Origin of the sequence: Pseudoduganella ginsengisoli, from assembly GCF_009720865.1 — a bacterium.
GTDB classification, from domain to species: Bacteria; Pseudomonadota; Gammaproteobacteria; order Burkholderiales; family Burkholderiaceae_D; genus Rugamonas; species Rugamonas ginsengisoli.
This window is the reverse complement of the sequence record NZ_WNLA01000028.1, coordinates 40,525-64,108: the sequence shown is the minus strand read 5'-3', so window position 1 is coordinate 64,108 and position 23,584 is coordinate 40,525. Positions and strand designations below refer to the sequence as shown.

Below are 23,584 nucleotides of genomic sequence, written 5' to 3'. Positions count from 1 at the left end.
TGACGGATCTGACGCAAACTTAACCGAATCACCAACCGAGGCTGTCATGACCAGATACAAGCTGCTTGCCGCCTGCATGGCTTTGGGCCTCGCAGCTTCAGCCTCCGCTGAAAAAATCGAATTCTGGACCTTCAGCATGAAGCCCAAATTCACGCCCTATTTCGAAGGCATCGTGAAGCAATACGAAGCGTCGCATCCGGGCGTGAAGATTGAATGGGTCGACTTCCCGTGGGACATTATCCAGACCAAGCTGGTGACCCGCATCGTAGCAGGCACGCCGCCCGCGCTGGTCAACCTGAACGTGCCATGGGCCGATGAATTTGCCCGCGATGGCTTGTTGACGCCCATCGATGCGCTGCTCGATGGCCACCGCAAGCAATACCTGTCCAGCGCACTGCAAGACTTGACCTTCCACGGCAAGACGTATGGCTTCCCGCTGTACAGCAACGTCGCCGTGATTGCCTATAACACGGAAATTTTCAAAGCCGCCGGCATCGAGCGTCCGCCGCGCACGCTTGATGAACAACTGGCCTACGCGCGCCAGATTGCGCAGCGTACCGGCAAGGCAGGCTTGTGCCCTGCGCTGTCCAAGATCGATGGCTTGATGATGCAGCAAGGCTTGCCTGTGCTGGCGAATGGACGGGCTGCCTTCAATACGCCTGCGCACGTGGCGCTGCTGGCAAAATTGGCCGAGACCTACAAAGCAGGCGGCTTGCTGAAAGATGCGCTGTTCGCGGAAGACAACTTCCCGGCCGCCATCGATGCCTACAAAGGGGGGCGCCTCGGCATGCTGCTGGCGCCGCCCACGGCTGTGCGCCGGATTGAAACCGATGCCCGTGATATCTATGCGAAGACTGATGTGGCGCCGGCGCCGCTGGGGCCGACGGGCATTGCCGATGGCGGGTGGCTGATACACTTTGCCGTGCCGGCGCGCGTGGATGTCCGTCAATTGCCCGCCATTGGCGAGTTTGCGCGGTTCTTGACCAATGATGCGAACCAGCTGGCGTTTGCCAAACAGGCAAGCGTGTATCCGGCGGCCGCCATCGCTGCGCAGGATCCATTCTTTACGCGGGCCGCCGGTACGGGTGCGGCGGAAAAGGCGGTGCCGGCGGGAGCGGTGTCGATGCGGCACGCGCGCACCATGTATGTGGCAGGTGTGGAAGATTACGATGAGTTGCGGCGGGTGCTGGTCAAAGCCGTGGAAGCTGGCGTTACCGGGCGGGCCGACATCAAGGCTGCGCTGGATGAGGCGGCGGCAATCTGGAACCGGAAGCTGGCTCGCTCCCAGCATGCGGCTACTTCTGAAATGCGGGGGGCCGGCCGTGCCGCGCCGCCGCTGTCCCCTGGCGCAGCGTCTCGCCAAATTGCCGGTTTCGGGCCGCGGATGTGGGGTATAGCGCGTCACCGGCCGGCTGCATTGGAAGCGCCATGAGCCGCTCTACTGCTCAAGCGTGGCTGTTTTTAGCGCCTGCACTGGTGCTGCTGGCCGTGTTTTCGTTTTGGCCTGTCGGCTACGGCACTTATTTGGCCTTTACGGATTACAGCCTGATCCGCCCGACGTCGTTTGTCGGGCTCGATAACTTCCGCTATATCTTCGGCAACGACATGTTCGTCACCGGCCTGAAAAACTCGCTGGTGTTTTTGCTGATGGTGCCGTTCGTGCAAATCGGGGCGCTGAGCCTTGCTGTGCTGGTCAATAACCAGCTGCCCGGCATCAAACTGTTCCGCGCCGCGTTTTATGTGCCGGTCGTGACCACCGTATCCGTGGTCGGCATCATGTGGGGTTTCATGTTCCACGAACAGGGTACGCTGAATTACGTGCTGACGGCGCTGCGCATCGTGAACAAGCCCGTCGGCTGGCTGTCGGACGATACACTGGCGCTGTTCTGCATTATGTTCGTCACCATGTGGCGCGGGCTGGGCTGGTACATGGTGATGTACCTGGCCGCCCTGCAGGCAGTACCGGCCGATATGCACGAAGCGGCGATGCTCGATGGCGCCAGCCGCTGGCAGCGCTTCTGGAAAATCACCGTGCCGATGCTCAAACCCACGATTGCCGTATGTTCCGTGCTGTCCGTGCTGGCGGCATTGAAGGCTTACCAGGAAGTCGACGTGCTGACCCAGGGCGGCCCGATGAATTCCACGTTCACTGCCTTGTACTACGCGTATGACCAGGGCTTGAAGCATTTGAAATTACCCCGTGCACTGGCTGCCAGCATGGTGGTATCCGTATTCTGCATCGGCATTGCCGTACTGTGCCTGCGCTGGCTGAAACCGGGGAAGAAATGAACAAACGCGCCTCGACTGCCCTGCACTACTTGGCCTTGTGCGCCATCGCGCTGGTATGCGTGTTCCCATTCTGGTGGACTGTCGTCACGGCCCTGTCCACGGAAGGCAATATCTTTGCATTTCCGCCCACGTTCTGGCCCAAGTCGCCGTCGCTGGCGAATTTTGAAGAAGCGTTCCGCGTCATTCCGTTTTTCGCATTCTTCAAGAATTCCGTACTGATTGCCGCCTTCACCGTGTTCTGGAAACTGGTGCTGTGTTCAATGGCGGCCTATCCGCTGGCGCGCCTGCGCTTCAAGGGACGGCAACTGGTCTTTGGCCTGATTCTCGCCACCATGGTGCTGCCATCGGAAGTCAATTTCCTCGTCAACTTCATCACGGTCACGAAATTGTCCCTCGTCGATACATATGCCGGCGTGATTCTGCCGAACGTGGTGACGGCTGTCGCCATCCTGCTGCTGAAGCAGGCGTTTGAAGAAGTGCCGCAGGACCTGATCGACGCGGCGCGCGTGGATGGCGCGTCCGAATGGATCATCTTCACCCGCATCATGCTACCGCTGGTGGCGCCGTGGCTGGCCACGGTCGGCATCCTGACGGCGGTGGAAGCATGGAACGAATATATCTGGCCATCGATCGTGATGAGCAAGCCTGATGAATTTCCGCTGTCGGTGGGCGTACTGTATTTGCGCGGCACCTTCGGCTCCAGCACCCGTGTCATTGCAGCGGGCACGGTGCTCACAGTGTTGCCGACATTGGCGGCCTTCCTCTTTACTCAACGATACTTCATGCGCGGCATGGATGGAGCAGTGAAATGACACACCAGGATTTACGCAAGATCGCCGGACAATTGATCATGATCCGTTTCCCCGGCACGGAACTCGATGGCGACACGGCCGATTTCATCCGCCGCAACGGCATCCGCGGCGTGTGCCTGTTCCGCGCCAATATGACCGACTCGGAACAATTGTCCAAGCTGACGGCGGACTTGCGCGCCATCATGGGCCCGGAAGCGCTGATTGCCATTGACCAGGAAGGCGGCGCCGTGGTGCGCTCGACGTGGGTGCCGGCGCCGCCGGCGGCGATGGGCCTGGGCGCCGCCGACGATACCGACTTGTGCCACCGCACGGGCGCCGCCGTGGCGCGCGCCGTCAAGTCGCTAGGCTTCAACTGGAATTTCGCGCCCGTGCTGGACTTGAACAACAACCCGCACAACCCCGTCATTGCCGAGCGCTCGTTCGGCGCCGAACCTGCGCGCGCAGCCGAACTGGCCATGGCGTGGATGGCCGGCAGCCATGCGGAAGGCGTCGCGTGCTGCGTCAAGCACTTCCCCGGCCATGGCGATACCCACGTGGATTCGCACCGCGATTTGCCGACCGTGGACAAGCCTTTGGCGCAGCTGGAAAACTTTGAATTCCGCCCGTTCCGCATTGCCGCGCCGAGCGCACCGGCCATGATGACGGCACATATCGTTTATCCCGCCATCGATCCGGATAATCCAGCCACCATGTCGCCTGCGATTTTGGACGGCATCCTGCGCCAGCGCTGGAATTACAAGGGCGTCATCATCACGGACGGCATGGACATGCACGCCATTGCAGGCCGTTATGGCGTCGGCAACGCGGCAGTGCGCGCGCTGGCCGCCGGCGCCGACATGGTGATGGCGCTGGGCACCCGCGAAACGCAGGAGGAAACCCTGACTGCGATTGCCAATGCGCTGGCCGACAATACCCTGCCGCAGACAGGCATCGACGAGCGCCTGGCCCGCCTGGGCGCGCTGGCGCAAGCGTATCCATGCAAGGCCCGCTCGTACAAGGAAGATGCCGCCGACCGCGCCGTCATGGCGGAAGGCTGGCGCCGCAGCCTGACGGCGCGCGGCAATCCCCAGCGCCCGGCCGCCGGAGCGAAAGTACGGCTGGTGGTGCGACAGGACGTGGTCAGCGACGGCGTGTCGGAAGCTGGTGTGCCAGCCGCCAAAGTCGCGGAATCGCTGGGCCGCCTGTATGACGTGGATCTCGTAACGTTTGCCGATGCCGATACGTTTGACTGGCGCGCGCTGCCGAACGACGGCCGCTACACGATCCTGGCATCAACGTCGCGCCTGCGTTACGGCGCCAATCCGCGCGCCACATGGCGTCCCCACCTGCACCTGGCGCTGTGGAATCCGTACCAGGCGCTGGACATCGACGCACCAGCCCTGATGACGTATGGCTTTGCCGCGCCCGCGCTGGACGCCATCAATGCATGGCTGTCCGGCGAACTGGAAGCCACCGGCGTGTGCCCGGTACCAGGCTTCAAATAAGGAGAACGATAATGGAAGCCGCACGCCGCAACATGCCACTGAAGTGGATCCCTTCGCTGTACCTGGCGTCGGGGTTGCCCTATTTCGCCATCGCGCTGGTCTTTGGCCAGATGATGAAGAGCATGCACATGTCGAATGACGAGATTACGCACTGGCTGGCGTTTCTTGGCGCGGCATGGATCTTCAAGCCGTTGTGGAGTCCCTTCCTGGAACTGGCGCCGAGCAAGAAGGTGGTGATCGTTTGCCTGCAATTGCTGGGCGGCGTGAGCCTGGGCCTGGTGGCGCTGGCCTTGCAATTCCCGTTCTGGCTCAGCGCCTGCATTGCCGTCCTGTTTCTCGCCGCCTTCTCGTGCGCCACGCACGATATCTCATGCGATGGCTTGTACATGGCGTCCCTGTCCAAGAAAGAACAGGCGCAATATGCCGGCTGGCAGGGCACGTTTTACAACGCCGGCCGCTTCATGGCCCAGGGCGGCATGCTGATGCTGGCGGGCTACCTGGAAAAAAGCCAGGGTGTCACGTCCGCATGGACTGTTATTTTCGGCATTCTGGGTTTGACCATGTGCGCACTGGGCGGATACAACGCGTGGGCGCTGCCGGTCAGCCCCAATGCACGCATGGATGACCATACGGTGTCCGGAGTAGCGCGTACGCTGCGCGAAGTGATCGTTGATTACTTCCGCAAGCCTGGCATCTGGATCTCGATCATCTTCATCATCCTGTTCCGCGCCGGCGAAGCGCAAGTGCAAACCATCGGCCCGCTGTTCCTTCGCGAAACGCTCGACAAAGGCGGGTTGGGGCTGACCACGGCGGAAGTGGGCGCCGTGTACGGCACCAGTGGCACCATTGCGTTCCTGGTCGGCTCGGTCATGGGCGGCTACTTCACGTCCTGGCTCAGCCTCAAGCGCGCGATCCTGTTCCTGATCCTCGCCATGAACTTGCCGAACCTCGTGTTTTATTACCTGTCGCATGCGCTGCCGTCCGACCTGACCTTGATTGGCGCGGCGCTCAGCGTGGAAATGTTTGGCTATGGCTTCGGTTTTGTCGGCGTGATTTTGTACATGATGCAGGTGGTCGCCCCCGGCAAATACCAGACGGCCCATTACGCGTTTTCCACCGGCTTCATGCAGCTGGGCTTCGTGCTGTTCCGCTGGATCAGCGGCGACGTGCAAGTGGCGCTGGGCTACCAGCAATTCTTCCTGTGGGTGCTGCTGGCGGCCATTCCGGTGGCCGTGCTGTCGCAATGCATTACGATGGAGCCGCTGCAGGCAAATGAGCAGCCCAATGAAACCCCCGCTGTAGCGGAGGCGGGCTGACGATGGCTGCAGTTTCCCTGCACGGCGTCGTCAAACGCTACGACGGCAAGCACACGGTGATCCACGGCGTCGACCTCGATATCAGCGACGGTGAATTCATCGTGTTTGTCGGCCCGTCCGGCTGCGGCAAGTCCACCTTGCTGCGCATGATCGCGGGGCTGGAATCCATCACGGCCGGTGAACTGCGCATCGGCGGCAAGCTGGCCAATGAAATTGCCCCGAGTGAGCGCGGCATCGCCATGGTGTTCCAGTCATATGCGCTGTACCCGCACATGACGGTGTTCGACAACATGGCGTTTGCGCTGAAACTGGCGGGGCACAAACCTGCCGGAATCAAGGCCGCCGTCGAGCGGGTCGCCGATACGCTGCAATTGACGCCGTACCTGCAGCGCAAGCCGAAAGATTTGTCAGGCGGCCAGCGCCAGCGCGTCGCGATCGGCCGCGCCATCGTGCGCAAGCCGGACGTGTTTTTATTTGACGAGCCGCTGTCCAACCTGGACGCCAGCCTGCGCGTGCAAATGCGCGTGGAACTGAGCCGCCTGCACGAGGAATTGGGCACGACGATGATTTACGTGACCCACGACCAGGTGGAAGCCATGACCCTGGGCGACCGCATTGCCGTGTTTTCCGGCGGGCGCATTGAACAGGTGGGAACGCCGCTGGAACTGTATCACCGGCCCGCCAACCTGTTCGTGGCGGGGTTCCTGGGTTCGCCCAAGATGAATTTCCTGCAGGTGGAAGCCTTGGCCAGCGCACCGGATTTCATCGCCGTGCGCCTGCCATCCGGCGACGTGGCGGAAGTTGCCGCGGCCGGTGGCGATGTCACGCGCGGCACGCGCTTGACACTGGGCGTACGGCCGGAACATGCGGTGTTGCTGCCGCCGGGAACCGGCGAGGCGGGCTTGCTGCCCGTCACCGTGGGCCACGTGGAATTCCTTGGCGACCAGGCCATCGTGTATGTGCGCATCGCTGGCGCCGGTGACATGGTGGCCGTGCGCTACCTGTCCGAACAGGCGCCGCCGGCGCCCGGCAGCCATGCAACATTACGCCTGCCGCCGCAGCGCTGCCTGCTGTTTGATACAAACGGTAACACGTTGCTGCACGATGAACTGTCCACCAGCGCCGCTTAACAGACGTTAAAATGCCGCGCACGTCACATTTCAGCATAACTGCTATTTTGTGGGACAATATCTGTTTGTTTTCGACTGAATGAAGGGTAACCTCGATGACCAAGTTCCGTTTCGCACGTACCAGCCTGCTCGCAGCCGTTCTCGGCCTGAATTTTGCGCCGGCCATGGTTGGCATGTCTCCTGTGATGGCGGCTGAAGAAAAACCAGCTGAAGCGCCAAAACAGGAAACGATTCGTCCAGAAATGTACAAGCTGCTCGAGCCGAAACCATTCAAGGATTTGGTGGATGCGAAGAATTTCACGGAAGCGAAAAGCCGTATCGACCAGGCTGCCGCGCTGCCTAACCTGACCCCGTTTGAAACCTTCATTCTCAACGATGCGCGCGTGCGCGTGGGCTCGGCCAGCGGCGACAACGCGATGCTGCTGCCAGCGTTGGAAGCCATGCTGGATTCGGGCCGCCTGTCGCAGCGCGACAAGCTGAATTTCATGGAAGCGGTAGCTGAAACCAACTTCCGCCAAAAGGATTATGACAAAGCCATCACCTGGTTCAACCGCTATGGCGCGGAATCGGGCGATACCAAGAAACACCGCCTGACCATCCTGCGCGCACTGTACCTGAAGAATGACTACGCCAGCGTGATCACCGAAACCCGCAAGGACGTCGCGGCCAATGAGCAGGCTGGCGAAGTGCCGAGCGCCGACGTGCTGAAGCTGCTGCAAAGCGCCGGCGCCGTCACCAAGGACAAGAACGTTTACATGAATGGCCTGGAGCTGATGGTCAAGTACCACCCGACCGAAGCGCTGTGGGGTGAACTGATCAACCGTACCCGCGGCAAAGATGGCTACAACATGCGCCTGGACATCGATACCATGCGCCTGAAAAAAGCCGTGCTGCCGAAGATGGAAGGCGACGACTTGCTGGAACTGGCGGAACTGGACTTGCAGGCCGGCTTCTTCACGGAAGCCAAGGCAGCGCTGGACATGGGCTTTGAACAGGGCGTGCTGGGCACCGGCCCGGATGCAGCCAAGCACAAGGCGCTGCGCGACAAGGCCAACAAGAACGCGGCTGACGATGCGAAAAACATCGACAGCGGCATTGCCGCCGCCATGAAGTCGAAAGACGGCGTGGGCCTGGTCAACCTGGGTTACATCTACGTGACCATGGGCCAGTTCGACAAGGGCCTGGACTTGATGCAGAAAGGTGTTGCCAAGGGCATCGCGAAAAACCCTGAAGACGCGAAACTGCGCCTGGGCTATGCGTATGCGATGGCTGGCAAAAAAGAGGAAGCCGCCAAAGTCCTGGCCACGGTGAACCCGGCCGATGGCCGCGGCGACCTGGCGCGCTACTGGACCATGTGGGCGAACCGTCCGGCAGCCGCCACCGCAGCCAAGTAATATCGCGAGGCTACCGTCTTGGAAAAGCCGCCGCGGCGCCCTGTGCGCCCGGCGGCTTTTTTACGCCTTTACATCTTCAATTTCAAGCCCGCGCGGCTTGCCAGCGCCGTCAGCCCGATCATGGCCAGCGACAGCACAGCGGCATTGAACAAGCCGGCCATCCCGCCCTGCTGCCAGAACGGCCACCAGAACCGTGGCACATGCAGCAGCGCCGCCAGTTGCTCCCACACGTCCGGCACGATATACGCAAACAGTGCATTGCCGCCGGCAGGCAGCAGCCATGCGCACCAGCGGCGCCAGCCCTGTACGTCGCACAGCCAGTAGAACTGCACGAACAGCGCCAGCGTGATGCCTGAACAGACCAGCGTGTACGGCGCCGTCGCGTGGATTTTATTGATGCCATAAAAGGGACGCAGCAGCAGGCCCGCGGCAAACAATATGAGCGCCAGCGCCACCAGCGGCCAGATTGCGCGGGATGGCGCGGCCGGCTGCGCCGCCAGCAACAGCCGCCCTGCCAGCACGCCCGCCATGACGTTGGCCGCCGTGGAACCCAGTACTTGCGGCACATTGACGAAATCCTGCACGACGGCAGGAACGGGCAGCCAGCCATCGGTGCCGCCCATGTAGAGCGCCAGCAGCAGCAACAGGCAGCCCCACAGCGCAGCGTCTTGCCCGCGCACCAGCAAATACAGGACGCCGCACACCAGATACGCCCAGCCTATCATGCCAAGTATGCCCCACCAGCTGTGCTGCAAGTACGGCGACGGCGCATCGCCCGACACCTTGCCGCGAAAAAGCACGAGCACTATTCCCATCAGTGCAGCACCCAGCCAGAATACCCGGCCGCGTTCAGGCGCCTGCCGCCACAACAGCAGCATCGCGCAGTAAAACAGCGTGAAATACAGCGCGCGGGGCAGCAAGGCAGCCGCCTCGTCATAGCGCCACGCTTCCGCCATCACGGCGCCCGCCACCATCAGGCTGCCCGCGCGCCATAGCAGGCGGCCCAGCAGCGGCAACGTCAAGCCGCCTGCGGCGTCGCGCCGCAAGGCCAGCGGCAGCGCCATGCCGGCCATGAACAGGAACGCGGGAAATACCAGGTCCGGCACCGTGATACCGTCGGCATGCGGCCCCGCATGTTCCAGCCAATATGGAATGCTCGGCATGCCGGCAGCGTAATTTACCCAGATCATGGCCAGGATCACGAAGCCCCGGAAAGCATCCAGGCTGGCCAGCCGCTGCGCAGAAGCCGCCATCGCTACACCTTGATGTAGATATTGCGCCGGTCCAGCACATACCCGGCCAGCCAGCACGCCAGCATGAATGCGACGGCAAACAGCAGCGACGCCAGCTTCGGCGGCGCCAGCGGCTGGAACGCCACGCTATACAGCCACGCATACGCATCCTGCGCTCCCACGTGCGTGCGCACCAGCACGACGACAGCCAGTTCCGACAGCAGGTAAATGAACAGCGTATTCTTGCCAAACACTTCAAAGAAATACGTCCAGCGTGCCGCGGCGCCGCGCATTTCCACCAGATAAATCATCAGGGGCAGCACCAGCAAATCTAGGCCCACTGTCAGCAGCGCATATGACGGCGTCCACAGCTTTTTATTGAACGGCAGCACCCGGTCCCAGCACAACGCCACGGCAATGCACGCGACGCCCGCCAGCATCAGGCGCGCCAGCGTTTCCCACGTTGCGCCTTTTGCCACGAACAGGCGGCCCGCGAAATAACCAGCCATGACGTTGACGGTGGCGGGAATCGTGCCCAGCAGCCCTTCGGGATCAAATGGAATGCCCTCGCCGTGGTACAGGTGACGCTCGCCCAGCAGCCACAGGTCGAACTTCACGGCGGCATTGCCGGCCATTGTCCAATCGCCCGCCAGCACCAGGATAGCCCAGTACGCTGGCAGCGCCAGCGCGCAATACAGCCACGCCCCCGCTTCTTTCGCAAAATGCAGCAGCAAGGACGCCAGCGCAAAGCATAGCGCGATCCGTTGCAGCACGCCGGGGATGCGCGTGCCGGACAGCGGGATCACGCCCCAGTGCCCCGTGCTGTCCGGCGCCACGAATGGAAACCAGAACAGCAGGAAACCCAGCACAAAAATCATCGCGCTGCGCTTGCCCACCTTGGCCAGCACGGCGCCGCTGCCCAGTTGCGCATACTTCGGCAGCGCAAAGCTCAGCGCATTGCCCACGACGAACAAAAAGGTGGGGAAAACCCAGTCCGTTGGCGTAAAGCCATGCCACTGCGCGTGCAGCAGCGGCGCGTACACGGTATTCCAGTCGCCCGGCGTATTCACGATGATCATCAGCGCCACCGTCAAGCCCCGCAGGACGTCCAGCGACGGATAGCGCCGCGCGCCGGCCGGCTTCGCCATGCTGCCCGTATCCGGCACGGCCCGTAAGGTCATGGCGCCACCTTGCCCAGCGCTTGCGCAAACGTACGCAGGTAGGCGCCGGCCGGCACGCCTTTCATGGTGCTGCACGTGGCATCGGCGCCGGTGACAGGCTTGTCGCAAGGCTTGTCCCGGCCCAGCGACCAGTAATGCAGGCCCGCCAGTTTCATGCGCCGCACGCCCTGCGCCATGGCTTGCGCATCGCGCAGCGTCAACACGTTTTCCACCACGTCATTCACGCCGATCATGGCCGTCAATTCCATCTGCTCATACGGCACGCCGTATTTGATATGGACGTTGCGCGCCGCCTGCAGCGCGGACGCCGCCATGTCGCAGCGCGCCTTCTTGACGACGCACGCTTTTTTGCCGGCGGGACCATAATCCATCACCATCAAATTCAATACATAGCCTTGCACGCCAGCTTTGCGCACGGCAGCCAGCACGGCTTGCGCAGTAGGATTGAGACTGGCGTGGCTGCCATCGGACGCGGCCAGCGTGGCCACGGTAAAACTCATGCGCAAATGCGGATGGTGTTTTTGCGCGGTGGCGATGCGCGCGGCAAGCGACGCAATCTGTTCCGCCGTCTGTTCCGCTTCAATGTCGAAATCAAAGCCGATCAATTGCGGCGAAGCATAGCGGCGGATAAAGCGCTCCATGCCTTCATCGGTGGCGCAAGTGAAGACGTTGCCCTGCCCGCCCGTGGAAATGATGTAGCCGGTACCGGCCTGGGCAAATGCCGGCACGTTGGCGTCGGCCACGGCTTGCCCGCCTTGGCCGCCCCAGTGTTCATCGCCGCATTCGCCGCTGGCAAACGCCCACGTCAAAGGCTGGCCGCCGGCGGCAAACGGCGGAAGGTGCTGGTAAGGGCTGTAGACAAAGGCGGGAACGTCTGCCGCCAGTACTGGCGGCGCCAGCGCCGCCAACAACAGGGCTTTATATATTGAACGCATGGGATACTCGAAAAAAAACGGCAGGACTCCCGGAAGAAGCCCTGCCCAATGCAACGCCAACTACAGCAGCGTCAAGCTGAAGGAACCTTACATTTTGCCGCGCAGGCCCAGGAAGAACTGCTTGCCGTTCTTGTAGAACGCGCGTGGCTGGTCTTTGGACGTCGCGTACGATTTCAGCAGCGGATCGTTCAAGTCCTTGCCTTCGAACGACAGGGTCAGGTTGTCGCTGAAGTTATAGTTCAGCGCCAGCGACACGGTGCCTACGCCATCCTGGTAAATCGCGCTATTGCGGTCCAGGCCGTTGAGGAAGGCGGAACGGTAGCTATAGTTCAGACGTGCGCTGAAGCGGCTGTTTTCATAGAACGCGGACACGTTGTACGAGTTCTTCGACGTACCGATCATGTGGCAGTCACCCAGGTCCGCGCAAGCCGATTTTGGCGCCTTGCCGGTTTCTTTGCCATCCGCATAGGTGTAGTTCGCGCTGGCGCCAAAGCCGTTACCCAGGTCCTGGCTGTACTGCAATTCCACACCTTGTACACGGGCCTTGGTATTGAGCGCGGAGCTCATGTTGTAAGCCGTGATAGCCTTCACCGCCTGGTTGTAGAAGTTCTGCGTCGATGCGCCATACGTCACGTACGAACCCAGGTGCATGTCGTACAGGTTCACTGCCAGCAGCGACTTCGGCATGAAGTACCATTCCACGCCTGCTTCCAGGTTGTTCGAGTAAATCGGCTTCAGGTTCGGATTGCCGCCGGAACCGGAACGGGTCAGGTCGTTCAGCGACAGCGAGCCCAGTGCGCCAAAGTCAGGACGGGCCATGGTGCGGCTGGCGGAAGCGCGCAGCACCACGTCTTTCGCCAGGTCGGTACGCACATTCGCGCTTGGCAGGATGTCCTTGTAAGTGTTGGACGTGTGCACCGGCGCCCATACCGTGTTCGGCGACGCGTTGTCGACGTCGATATCGGTCTGCACGTAGCGCACGCCGAAGTTACCGGTCACGTTACCCACTGCCAGGTCGCCCATCGCATACACGGCATTCGCCTTTTCCGCGATCTTGAATTCATTCTGGTAAGCGTGGTTGGCGAACGTCACGTATTTGTCGCCCCATGCCTTCATCGAATCAGGCGTGAAAGTCCATGGCTTGTCCAGCACGTTGGCCAGCGGGCTGGCCGGATACGTGGTCAAACCGGTCGGACGGTTGGCCAGCGACGAACCGGCGGAAGACACGTCGCCCTGCAGCCACGTCAGGTTACGGTCATGCTTGGCCGAACGGAAGCCGAAACGCACGGTCGATACAGCGTCCCATGGCGTTTTCCACGTGCCGTCGATCTGGCCATAGGTTTCCTTGTCCTTGGCCGTCGTATCGGACGCCCAGCCGCCGAAGAAATCGGCGCCGGTACGCGGATTGAAGGTGCCGGCATTGTCGATGGTGACGTTGGCCGGGGCATCCAGGCCGTGCGTGGTCATGGACGCGCCCGAGTAAGCCAGCCACGCTTCATAACCATAGTCGCGTGCATAGCCGGTGCCGCGCGTGGTGCCCAGCTGGCCGGTGAACGACAGGTCGTCATTGGCGCGGAATTTCCAGTCCAGGTTCACAAATTTCGAATCGCTGTACGAACCTGGGCGGGCAATGATGTCTTGCACCGATGGGCCCATCTTCGAGCAGTCCGCCACCGGGCAGGTGGACGGCAAGGTGATCGACGTGATCTGGTTGCCCGTTACCGTCCACTTGGATGGCACGACGCCGCCCACGCCGGACCAGTTGTTGGTCAGCGCCTGGTAGGGCGCGAACATGAAGTTGGCATTGACGTTGTCGGCTTTCAGCTTGGTCGACAGGCCGCTGACGTCAAAGCTGAAGTCATTGTTGACTTTCACCTGCACGTCGACCATGCCGCCCTTGCGTTCACGCTCTTGCTGGAACAGCGCGGAGCCGGTCAGCAGCGACAGGTATTTGCCGTTGACTTCAGGATTGGCTTTGACCCATGCCGGAGCATAGTCTGGCGAGACTTTGTCCCACCACAGGAATTCCTGGCCCAGGCGGCGCAGCGAACGCTTTTCATCAAAGGCTTGTACCAGCACGCCCAGGTTGCCTTGGTCATTTTTCCAGTTGACCAGGCCCGATACCTGCGCATTGGTCTTCTTGGCCGCATCGCCGTAAGCCGCTTCCACGGAACCCATCAGCGTCAGGTTTTTCTTGAAGCTCAGCGGCTTGCGGGTTTCGATATCGACGGAGCCGGCCGCGCCGCCTTCCGTCAGGTTGGCTTGCGCGCTCTTATGGACGGTCACGCGGCCAATCAGTTCGGACGGGAACATCGAGTACGACACGGAACGGCCGCCGCTGGTGATGTTCGAGATATACCAGTCGCCGGACGACACGGTGTGGCCATTGAGCGTCGTCAGGGTCAGGTTGGATGGCGTGCCTTTCAGGCTGACGCGGTCATTTTCACCGAAGCCGCCTTCCGCACCGCCGGCCGTTGCCACCGATACGCCAGGCACGCGCTGCAGCGAGTCCGCCACGCTCTTGTCCGGCATTTTGCCCACGTCTTCCGCCGTGATGACTTCCACCAGCGATTCCGCATTGCGTTTCTGGTTGATCGACTGCGCCAGGGCTGCGCGCACGCCGGTCACGACCACGACATTGTCCACGCCTTTGTTGGCATCTTGTGCGTGCGCCGTCAGTGCGGTGCTGGTGATCAGGATGGCGACCGCGCTGGCGATCGGCGTCAGATTGCGTTTCATGTACTCCCCCTTGATGTGGGCTTCCAGGAAGCCCGGTCCAATTAACGAGATCAGTATTTCGGCTGCCGCGCTCCCCACGGCACCCTGCAGATCTTCTTTACAACCACTAACAAAACCAATTGAACGCCAATATACCTCGAACTAATACCAGAACACTACCAGTTTTCGTATTTTTTTCGCATGTTGTAGTGCCAACACAGACCACTTTGCCGTCATTTTCAATAAGTTAGCGCTACCTCCCTCTGTGCGGTAGTGTGGTGGCATGCGAACCGCTTTGCTGCGGTCTTTTTTTGGTATTATCAAACGGCAAGAAAACTATAACGATGGGCACCTTCCCAAGTGCCCGCGAATGAGACCACCACATGACCACCACGCTTGCTCAAATCATGCAGCACCTGGCGGAAACCAGCAGCCAGCCCCTGTATCAGCAACTGCAGCGCGCGCTGCGCGAAGCCATCGACAAGCGGATTTTTGCGCCGGACGAAGCACTGCCGGCCGAGCGCCAGCTGGCGGCCGATTTGTCCGTGTCCCGGATTACCGTGCGCAAGGCCATCGACGGCCTGGTGGATGAAGGCTTGCTGGTGCGCCGCGCTGGCTCGGGGAATTTCATCAATACCCGCATCGAGAAAAACTTCGCGAAACTCACGTCGTTTTCTGAAGACATGCGGGCGCGCGGACGCACGCCGCGCAGCGTATGGCTGAAGCGCTCCGAAGGCACCGTGACGCCGGAAGAAGCGCTGCGCTTGAGGTTATCGCCAGGCGCGCCTGTGTTCCGCTTCCACCGCATCCGCTATGCCGATGAAATCCCCATGTGCATTGAATACGCGACCATTGTGGCCAGCGCCCTGCCCTCGCTCGACGCAGTGGGCGTGTCGATGTATGAAGCGCTGGAGCATGCCGGCAAGCGCCCGGCGCGCGCCTTGCAGCGCTTATCGGCGCTGTTGCTCAATGCCGAGCAAGCCAAACTGCTGCAGGCGAAAGAAGGCGATGCGGGACTGGCCGTCGAGCGGCTGGGCTTTTTGCGCGACGGCCAGGCCGTGGAATTTTGCCGCTCGATTTTCAGGGGCGATATGTATGACTTCGTGGCGGAATTGAGTACACCCTGATACCACCTTGGCCGGTGGTATCAGGGTACGCCACGGTTATTTGGCCTTCGCCGCATCCCCCGCCACCGCCACATTCAGCTTGTTCAAGTCCACCGCCTTGCGGAACGCAGCGTTGACTTGCGCGGGCGTCAGCGCTTTCAGCCTGTCTTCAAACGCCTTGCTCCACGCATAGGTGCGGTTCATGTACAGGAACGTGGTCCAGCCGCCCGCCAGCACCCCATCCTGTGAACGGTTTTGCAGGCGCTGCTGCAAGATGCCGGAGCGGGCGCCCTCCACTTCCGCCTTGGTAAAGCCATCTTTCAACGCACGCGCCAGCTCTTCGCGGATCGCTGCCTTCAGCTTGTTCAAGTTTTGCGGCGCGGCGATGGCGGAAACCGACAAGTAGCTGGCGCGGTCGATATCGCTGGCCGCCAGCGAAGAACCGCCGCCATACGACAAGCCATCCTTTTGACGGATGCGGTCCATGATGCGCGACTTCAGGCCGCCGTCGCCAAGGATGTAGTTGGCCAGTTCCAGCGCCGGATAGTCTTCATCCTCCGTATTCAAGTCAATATCGATACGGGCCGTATAAAAGCCGTTTTCCTTGTCCGGCGTGTTGATGAACTGGTCCAGCGGCGGATGGGGCACGTTGCTGTCGACAATGCGCGCGTAGGCTGCCTTGCTGGTCCAGTTGCCCAATTCTTCGGCCACCACGGCTTGCGCGGCAGCCTTGTCGAAGTCGCCGACAATCGCCATTTCCGCATGCGATGCGCCATAGAATTCGCGGTGATACGCCTTCAAATCATCCACCGTCATGGCCTTGATTTGCGCAATCTGTTCGTCGATGGTCAGCGGCGTGCGCACGTCGCCTTTCGGATAGTGCGCATAATGCTGCGCCAGCGCATTGGACGCCACCGCTTGCGGTTCGCTGCGCGACGCTTCCAGCTGCACCAGCCATTGCTGCCGCATTTGTTCGAATTCCGCTGCATCGAACACGGGTTCTTTCAACACGTGGCTGGCCAGGCGCAGCGCCTGTTCCAGGTTGGCGCGCGTGGTGTCGAACTGGTACACGCTGCCCGTCATCTTCAGCTTGTCCCACGCATCGGCCAATTGCGCGCGCGTGTATTTGGTGGTGCCACGGTTCAGCATCTGGCCGGTGGCGGCGGCAATCATGGCTTTGCCGAACTGGTTCTTTTCATCGCCCCAGTGCAGGCGCAGGCTGACCGACACGGTTTCGCCACGGTTTTTCTTAGTCAGCAGCGCCATCTTGATGCCGCCCACGGTTACCAGTTCCGTGCGTGCGAGGATATTGGCCTGGCTCGGATCGAACACTTCGGACTGCAAGGTCGATTGCTTGCCCTGGTAGCCTTTCATGACTTCCTCCACCGATGGCGCGGCAGCAATTTCCACGCGCTGCGGCGCGTCTTCCGGCACGAACATGCCGGCCGAACGGTTGTCGCGCTTCAGGTAGGTGGCAGCGGCTTTGCTGACTTGTTCCTTCGTGACTTTCGGCAGGCTGTCGCGGCCCAGGAACAGCAGGCGCCAGTCGCCCAGCGCGATTTGTTCCGACAGCGCCACGCCGACTTTTTGCGGATCGTTCAGCGCCTTTTCGATGCTGTTGCCGATATTGCGGCGTACACGCTCCATTTCTTCGTCCGTCGGCGGCGTATTGGCAAAGCTTTCCACTTCTGCGATCAGCGCTTCCTTCACCGGTTCCAAAGGCTGGTCCGCCTTCACGATGGCGCCGATCAATTGCAAGCCCGGCGCATAACCAGTCTGGCCAAAGCTGAACACTTGCGCAGCCTTGCCGGTTTCCACCAGCTTTTTATGCAAACGGCCATTCGGCGTATCGCCCATAATTTCCGACATGAAGGACAGCGCGTCGCCGTCCGGATGCAGTGCAGCCGGGATCTTGTAGCCCAGCAGCACGACCTGCATGTCGCCCTTGCGCCGCACCATGAAAGAGCGCTCGCCATCCTGCACTGGTTCCACGGTCCAGAACTGCGGCAGCTTGCGCTTCGGTTTCGGGATGGCGCCAAAGGTTTTGCTGATCCATGCCAGCGTTTGCGCGGGATCGAATTTGCCGGCGACCAGCAGCACGGCGTTGTCCGGCTGGTAGTACGTGCGGTAAAACGCCTGCAGGTTTTCAATCTTGACGTTTTCAATGTCGCTGCGGTTGCCGATGGTGGAACGGCCGTAGCTGTGCCAGTCGTATGCCACGCTTTGCATGCGCTTCAACAGCACTTCGAACGGGCTGTTTTCGCCGCTCTCGTATTCATTGCGCACCACCGTCATTTCCGAATCCAGGTCTTTCTTCGCAATGAAGGAATGCGCCATGCGGTCCGCTTCCATTTCCAGCGCCCATTTCAGGTTATCGCCGCCGGCCTGGAACACTTCATAGTAATTGGTGCGGTCATACGACGTGGTGCCATTGAAATCCATGCCGCGCTCAGAGAATTGCTGCGGGATGTTGCGGTTCTTCGGCGAACCCTTGAACATCAAGTGTTCCAGCAAGTGCGCCATGCCGGTCTCGCCGTAATTCTCGTGGCGCGAACCCACCAGGTACGTGACGTTGACGGTCACGGTGGGCTTGGACGCATCAGGGAACAGCAAGACTTTCAAGCCATTGGGCAAACGGTATTCCGTAATGCCTTCCACGGACGGGCCTTTGACGACGCCGGCTGGCAAAGTTTGGGCAATCGCGGGCGGCAGCAAGGTCAGGCTGCACAGCAGGGGCAACAGGCGGAGAGCGGGGAGTCGGGTCATGGCGTAGGCAAGATTGGATAAACGCTAAGGAAACGTTATCGTACGCGATCTTGCTGGTGTGACAAAGTGCGCATTTTCAGCGGGGCTGCCGCGTCTATACTGCTGGCTTCTTTGACTTTAAGTAACCTGCATGAAGCACGTACTGCTGGCAATCGGATTCGTGACCGCCATGGCGCCCGCCATCGCGCAGGAGCGTACCGGCGATCCGCTGGGCGGCCTCGCACACTGCTTCGACAACAGCGAATTCCGCGTCACATCCAGCGCGCGCCTGCCAGCCGCCAAACAATTCCGCGAAGTGCAAACCCGCGATGGCGCCGCCCGGATTTCGACGGTCGATGGCTACCGTCTGATGCTGCACAAGGACAGCAAGGCGCCCCTGGTCAATTTGAAAGTGGAGAAATCCGCCGACGGCCAGTTCCAGCAAGACCGCGACGCCGTGCTGGCTTATATGGAATTGTTTTCCGATTCCCGCAGCGAAGGCGCCAATCCGCTGGAAGTCACGCGCCAGGATGGCGTGGAAGTCATGGCCTTGAACCAGCCCGGCATCGATGGCGGCGGCCCGTTAAGCTTTTACAGCTTTGCCCACCAGGCATCCGGCGTGATCGGCACCGCGTATATCCTGGCACAGCCGGCAGCCATGCGCGAATTCCACACCTATGCTGAATACGCGTCGCTGCGCGACCGGTTTGTCGGCAAACTGGTAAGTTGCATGGCGCAGCAGCCTCTGCCGCCGCGTGGTTAGTCAGATGTAACTGACACCTGCGGTATCAGGCACATGCAAGCGGATTCTTAACGGTCGCCGGGCAGCGGCAGGAAGCACGCATCGACCATCTGCAAGCCGTTATCTTTGGCGAAATTGACGACGAAGTGATAGGCCATCGGCTCCACTTCGCGCAGTTCGTGGCTGACCACGACGGCTTTGGTGTTATTGACAAGGGTCGGCCGCACAAGCGGCGAATACTGCAGGTGGGCATTCGGTCCGCCCGTACCTTCGGGACGGAAACAGGACATGACGCCGCACAGGCGCTCTGCCCAGTCGCTGGGACGGAATTGTTTTCCATCCATCGTGAGACCTAGGATAAAGAACTCTTTGGCCCGTTCTTTCGTGGGTTGCGTTGACTCGGCCATATGGGACTCGCTGGAAACCAGGGGGTGCGTGAAAAATCTTAGGTATTATATCTTATAGAAGACCTAAGCGAGTAAGTACTTGATTTGCAAGCTGCGCTGGCGTGCCATTACAGGAAAATATTCATGGATCTTCACGCCAAAACCGGTATTGTACCCTTGGGCGGGTATCGGTTTTCTTTCAGCGGAAGAAGACTGTGGCGCGGTGCGGACAGTGTGCCCGCACCGGCATGGGAATCAAATCAGCTCAGCCAGACCGCGCCGGACAACAGCAGCAGCAACAGCATCCACAGCACCATCGCGCGCCATACCAGGCCCACGGTCGATTGCAGCGAACGCACGCCCGGCTCCTCGCCCGGCAGCGCCTCGCCTTCCATGTCGCCGGAATCCACGGTAGCCGCATCGGCCGGCAGCACGCGGGCCGCGGTTTCCTGCGGCGTGCCGAGGCGCACGCCCATCGCGCCGCCGCCGGCCGCGAGGATGATGCCGCGCGCTTCATCGGCCCAGCGGTGCGCGAAATTGCGCCATGCATAAATCGCATCTTCAAAATTGCCCACCACGGCAAACGCCACCGCCGTCAGGCGCACGGGAATCCAGTCGATCCAGTAAAACGCCTTGGCGGCGAATTCGCCGAATGCTTCATTGCGCATGTGTTCCGGCTCATTCCATGCGCGCGACAGGTATTCGGACACGCGGTACAGCACGGCGCCGGCTGGCCCCAGCGGCATCAGGAACCAGAAGAACACGCCGAATACGCTGCGGTGCGTCGTGATCAGCGCCTTTTCCACGGCAATGCGGGCGATTTCGGAGGCTTCCATGCCGACCGTATCGGTCTTGGTCCACTCCGCCAGCAAGGTGCGGGCCGCCGATTCATCACCGGCATTCAGGGCCAGCTGGATCGACGTGAAATAGTGGCTGTAGTGGCGGAAACCCAATGTCAGGTACACCATCAGCACATTCCAGCCAAACGCCACCAGGTACAGTTTGTAATACAGCAGCACCCAGTAAATGATCGCCGTCGGCCCCACCAGCGCGGCCATCATGAGGAACCAGCCCATACGGCCATGGCTGGCGTGCCCCGCGTTGAACCACGCTTCCATGCGCACCGCCAGCGCCTTGATTTCGGCATAGATGGGATTATCCGCGCGAAGCGGCTTCATCTGCTCCAGCAGCAGTGCACACAGAATGGAAAGAAATGTCATTGGTGATCCTTTATTTAATGCCCGCTACGATAACGCACAGCCCCGCCGGAATCAAACACTAAAGCCCTCATTCGGCGCGCAGGAAGTGGAACAGGTTGCGCAGCATGCCGGCGGTAGCGCCCCAGATGTAATAACCCTGGTACGGCATCGCGTAAAAGCGGCGCCGCATGTCTGCCAGTTCCGCCAGTATCCGCTGGTGGTTCAGGCCATCCATCAGGAAGGCCAGCGGCACTTCAAAGATTTCCGCCACTTCGTCCGCATCGGCCGTCAAGTCGAATGGCGGGTGCACCAGCGCCACCACCGGGGTAACGGCATAACCGGTACCCGTGTAATACGTCGGCAGCGTGCCCAGCACGTCCACGTGCGTGCGCGCCAGGCCAATTTCTTCTTCGGTTTCGCGCAGCGCCGTATCAACGGGGTCTGCATCGAAATCTTCCGCGCGGCCGCCGGGGAAGCTGATTTGCCCCGCATGGTCGGTCAAGTGCGCGGTACGCTGCGTCAGCAGTACGGTTAACCCTTCTTCGCGCACCACCAGCGGCACCAGCACGGACGCCGGTGTCGGCTCCGCCCTGCGCGACATCAGCGCTTCATCGGCAGCTTCCGGCGTCCACTCAGGCGGTTGCGCAAAGCGCGCACGCAGCCAGTCGGGCGCAAGGCGCTCCAGCGCGACAGCGGCCTCTCCGGCTATCGCTTCGATCGGTAACTGCTGCGGGTCGAACTTCAACTTTGCCACGGCCTGCCCCTGATATGTGGATGCTCCAAGCGAAAAGGGGCGCCACCCAGGCGCCCCTTTTCTCCCCAAACCCAGAACGCGATTACGCGCCTGCTTTTTCCGCTGCTGGGCGGCGGTTTGGCAGTTTTTCCTTGATACGTGCGGATTTGCCCGAACGGTCACGCAGGTAGTACAGCTTGGCGCGACGTACGTCACCACGGCGTTTCACTTCGATCGAAGCGATCAGCGGCGAGTACAGCTGGAAGGTACGCTCAACGCCTTCGCCGGACGAGATTTTACGAACGATGAAGTTCGAGTTCAGGCCACGGTTACGGCGGGAGATCACAACGCCTTCGTAAGCCTGGGCGCGCTTGCGGGTGCCTTCGACTACGTTCACGTTAACGACCACGGTGTCGCCAGGTGCAAATTCAGGAATGTTTTTGCCCAGGCGAGCGATTTCTTCTTGCTCGAGTTGTTGAATCAGGTTCATTTCAGACTCCAATGACCATCTTGCCGGCGCGCACATCGCCCGGTAGAGGATGGGGTTAAACACGCAGACGTAACGCCTGCTACTTAGCGGATTTTTCTAAATCCGCCAAAAACTTTTCATCCTGGCGCGTGAGCAAACCTTCGTCGCGCGCCTTGACCAGCAAGTCCGGCCGTTTCCGGCTGGTGGCCTCCAGCATCCGCTGGCGGCGCCACTTGGTGATCTCAGCGTGATTGCCGCCCAACAGCACGGGTGGCACGGACACGCCTTCATACGTTTCAGGCCGCGTGTAATGCGGCGAATCCAGCAAGCCGTTGACGAAGCTGTCTTCAACGGCGGAGGCATCGGTGTTCAGCACGCCCGGTATCAGGCGCACCACGGCATCCATCAGCGCCATGGCCGGCAATTCGCCGCCGGACAACACGAAGTCGCCCAGGCTGATTTCTTCGTCGACGCAGCGGTCCAGCAGGCGCTGGTCCACCGCTTCGTAGCGGCCGCACAGCACGATCAGGCCCGGTTCGGCTTTCAGCTGCAGCACTTTTTCATGCGTCAACTGTTTGCCTTGCGGCGACATGAACACCACGCGGGGCGCCGGCAACCCGGCATCGACCTGGCGCTGCTTGGCAGCGGCAATGGTCAATTCCAGCGGTTTGGCCAGCATCACCATGCCGGGGCCGCCGCCATAGGGGCGGTCATCCACGGTGCGGTGATTGTCGGTCGTGAAATCACGGGGATTCCACAGCGACAGGCTCCACTTGCCCTGTTCGTGCGCGCGGCGGGTGACCCCTGATTGCGTCAGCGCAGCGAACATTTCGGGAAACAGCGTAATAACGTCAAATTGCATCGCGTTGATACCGCCAATTCCCGATTAATAATCCAGGCCCCAGTCCACCGTGATTTTCTTTGCTTCCTGGTCCACCTTGATGATGAACTGGTCCACAAACGGAATCAGGCGCTCTGGCGCGGTTTCGCCGTCAGGCACGACTGGCGCGACACGCAGTATCGACTGCGGGCCATTGCTCATCATGTCGGCGACGATGCCCAGGCTTTCGCCTTGCAGGTTTTCTACAGCCAGCCCGATCAGATCGGACCAGTAAAACTCATCTTCATTGTCCAGGACCGGGAAATCCGCACGGCGGATGAACACGGCCGCGCCTTTGAGCGCTTCCGCAACATTCCTGTCGCTGATATCCACGATCGTGGTGACGACGTCGCCGCCATGCAGCTTGGCGCGGCGTACGTCGACCTGATGCATGCCGGGTTTATCCAGCCACCAGGATTTAGCGTGCAGCAAGGCATCCGCTTCAGTGGAAAACGGGCGAACCCGGATACCACCAGTAATACCATAGGCGCCGGAGACAAAGCCCACTTGCACCAGATCGTCGGGGACTTGCACCCCGGATGCCTTCACGTCAGCCAAACCAGTCAAGCAGTATTAAGCTGCTTTTTTGTTGGCAGCAACCAGGCGTGCCACGGCTGGCGACAGTTGTGCGCCAACGCCGATCCAGTGAGCCAGACGGTCTTCGGTGATGCGGAAGCCTTCAGCAGAGCCGGAAGCCATTGGGTTGTAGAAGCCAACGCGCTCGATGAAGCGGCCATCGCGGCGGTTGCGCGAGTCGGTTGCAACGATGTTGTAGAACGGGCGCTTTTTGGCGCCACCACGAGCTAAACGAATAACGACCATAATATTTCCAA

21 protein-coding genes are annotated in these 23,584 nt (G+C 60.9%); 9 read left to right on the top strand and 12 right to left on the bottom strand.

Annotated features, from left to right (window positions below):
* Positions 1–136: 136 nt before the first annotated feature.
* From GM668_RS26950 to GM668_RS26920, 7 genes are all read left to right on the top strand, one after another.
* Positions 137–1,432 carry an ABC transporter substrate-binding protein gene (locus GM668_RS26950; RefSeq protein ID WP_229499960.1) on the top strand — a complete coding sequence of 432 codons (1,296 nt, stop codon included), beginning with the start codon at positions 137–139 and terminating at the stop codon, positions 1,430–1,432.
* Complete coding sequence (locus GM668_RS26945; protein ID WP_155442063.1) at positions 1,429–2,289, top strand: carbohydrate ABC transporter permease; 861 nt, start codon at positions 1,429–1,431, stop codon at positions 2,287–2,289. Before GM668_RS26950 ends, GM668_RS26945 begins: the two co-directional genes overlap by 4 nt.
* Entirely contained in the window at positions 2,286–3,101 is an 816-nt protein-coding gene (locus tag GM668_RS26940; protein WP_155442062.1) for a carbohydrate ABC transporter permease, read from the top strand. The genes GM668_RS26945 and GM668_RS26940 overlap by 4 nt, the downstream gene beginning before the upstream one ends.
* Entirely contained in the window at positions 3,098–4,585 is a 1,488-nt protein-coding gene (nagZ, locus tag GM668_RS26935; RefSeq protein ID WP_155442061.1) for a beta-N-acetylhexosaminidase, read from the top strand. The genes GM668_RS26940 and nagZ overlap by 4 nt, the downstream gene beginning before the upstream one ends.
* 11 nt (positions 4,586–4,596) lie before the next feature.
* The gene (locus GM668_RS26930) at positions 4,597–5,901 is read left to right on the top strand and encodes an MFS transporter (RefSeq protein WP_155442060.1); all 1,305 of its coding nucleotides are present in this window, start codon (positions 4,597–4,599) and stop codon (positions 5,899–5,901) included.
* 2 nt (positions 5,902–5,903) lie between these two features.
* Entirely contained in the window at positions 5,904–7,031 is a 1,128-nt protein-coding gene (locus GM668_RS26925; RefSeq protein ID WP_155442059.1) for an ABC transporter ATP-binding protein, read from the top strand.
* A 95-nt stretch (positions 7,032–7,126) separates the two neighbouring features.
* Positions 7,127–8,425: a tetratricopeptide repeat protein gene (locus GM668_RS26920; RefSeq protein ID WP_155442058.1), complete on the top strand. Its 1,299-nt coding sequence runs from the start codon at positions 7,127–7,129 to the stop codon at positions 8,423–8,425.
* 68 nt (positions 8,426–8,493) lie between these two features.
* On the opposite strand, the gene GM668_RS26915 is transcribed toward GM668_RS26920, so the two are convergent.
* The 4 genes from GM668_RS26915 to GM668_RS26900 all read right to left on the bottom strand — a co-directional run bounded on the left by GM668_RS26915 (position 8,494) and on the right by GM668_RS26900 (position 14,512).
* Positions 8,494–9,678 (bottom strand): DUF5009 domain-containing protein, encoded by a 1,185-nt coding sequence (locus GM668_RS26915; RefSeq protein ID WP_155442057.1) that lies wholly within the window; start codon positions 9,676–9,678, stop codon positions 8,494–8,496.
* Positions 9,679–9,680: 2 nt separating this feature from the next.
* Positions 9,681–10,838, bottom strand: a complete 1,158-nt coding sequence (locus GM668_RS26910; RefSeq protein ID WP_229499957.1) for an acyltransferase family protein — start codon at positions 10,836–10,838, stop codon at positions 9,681–9,683.
* Entirely contained in the window at positions 10,835–11,773 is a 939-nt protein-coding gene (locus GM668_RS26905; RefSeq protein WP_155442056.1) for a glycoside hydrolase family 18 protein, read from the bottom strand. The genes GM668_RS26910 and GM668_RS26905 overlap by 4 nt, the downstream gene beginning before the upstream one ends.
* Before the next feature lie 87 nt (positions 11,774–11,860).
* Positions 11,861–14,512: a TonB-dependent receptor gene (locus tag GM668_RS26900; protein WP_155442055.1), complete on the bottom strand. Its 2,652-nt coding sequence runs from the start codon at positions 14,510–14,512 to the stop codon at positions 11,861–11,863.
* Positions 14,513–14,874: 362 nt separating this feature from the next.
* Between GM668_RS26900 and GM668_RS26895 the strand changes: the two genes are divergently transcribed.
* The gene (locus GM668_RS26895; RefSeq protein ID WP_155442054.1) at positions 14,875–15,618 is read left to right on the top strand and encodes a GntR family transcriptional regulator; all 744 of its coding nucleotides are present in this window, start codon (positions 14,875–14,877) and stop codon (positions 15,616–15,618) included.
* Between the two features lie 36 nt (positions 15,619–15,654).
* On the opposite strand, the gene GM668_RS26890 is transcribed toward GM668_RS26895, so the two are convergent.
* A complete protein-coding gene (locus GM668_RS26890) occupies positions 15,655–18,363 on the bottom strand; it encodes a M16 family metallopeptidase (RefSeq protein WP_155442053.1) in 2,709 nt (902 codons plus the stop codon).
* A gap of 130 nt (positions 18,364–18,493) precedes the next feature.
* Between GM668_RS26890 and GM668_RS26885 the strand changes: the two genes are divergently transcribed.
* The gene (locus tag GM668_RS26885; protein WP_155442052.1) at positions 18,494–19,105 is read left to right on the top strand and encodes a hypothetical protein; all 612 of its coding nucleotides are present in this window, start codon (positions 18,494–18,496) and stop codon (positions 19,103–19,105) included.
* 47 nt (positions 19,106–19,152) lie between these two features.
* On the opposite strand, the gene GM668_RS26880 is transcribed toward GM668_RS26885, so the two are convergent.
* From GM668_RS26880 to rpsP, 7 genes are all read right to left on the bottom strand, one after another.
* The gene (locus GM668_RS26880; RefSeq protein WP_155442051.1) at positions 19,153–19,491 is read right to left on the bottom strand and encodes a DUF3579 domain-containing protein; all 339 of its coding nucleotides are present in this window, start codon (positions 19,489–19,491) and stop codon (positions 19,153–19,155) included.
* Between the two features lie 239 nt (positions 19,492–19,730).
* The gene (locus tag GM668_RS26875) at positions 19,731–20,690 is read right to left on the bottom strand and encodes a CobD/CbiB family protein (protein ID WP_155442050.1); all 960 of its coding nucleotides are present in this window, start codon (positions 20,688–20,690) and stop codon (positions 19,731–19,733) included.
* Positions 20,691–20,757: 67 nt separating this feature from the next.
* Entirely contained in the window at positions 20,758–21,423 is a 666-nt protein-coding gene (locus GM668_RS26870) for a CoA pyrophosphatase (protein ID WP_170305860.1), read from the bottom strand.
* An 82-nt stretch (positions 21,424–21,505) separates the two neighbouring features.
* A complete protein-coding gene (rplS, locus tag GM668_RS26865; RefSeq protein WP_155442049.1) occupies positions 21,506–21,892 on the bottom strand; it encodes a 50S ribosomal protein L19 in 387 nt (128 codons plus the stop codon).
* 79 nt (positions 21,893–21,971) lie between these two features.
* Positions 21,972–22,733: a tRNA (guanosine(37)-N1)-methyltransferase TrmD gene (trmD, locus tag GM668_RS26860; RefSeq protein ID WP_155442048.1), complete on the bottom strand. Its 762-nt coding sequence runs from the start codon at positions 22,731–22,733 to the stop codon at positions 21,972–21,974.
* Positions 22,734–22,757: 24 nt separating this feature from the next.
* A complete protein-coding gene (gene rimM / locus GM668_RS26855) occupies positions 22,758–23,309 on the bottom strand; it encodes a ribosome maturation factor RimM (protein ID WP_155442077.1) in 552 nt (183 codons plus the stop codon).
* A gap of 15 nt (positions 23,310–23,324) precedes the next feature.
* On the bottom strand, positions 23,325–23,573 hold the full coding sequence (rpsP, locus tag GM668_RS26850; protein WP_155442047.1) for a 30S ribosomal protein S16: 249 nt from the start codon (positions 23,571–23,573) through the stop codon (positions 23,325–23,327).
* Between the last annotated feature and the right edge of the window lie 11 nt (positions 23,574–23,584).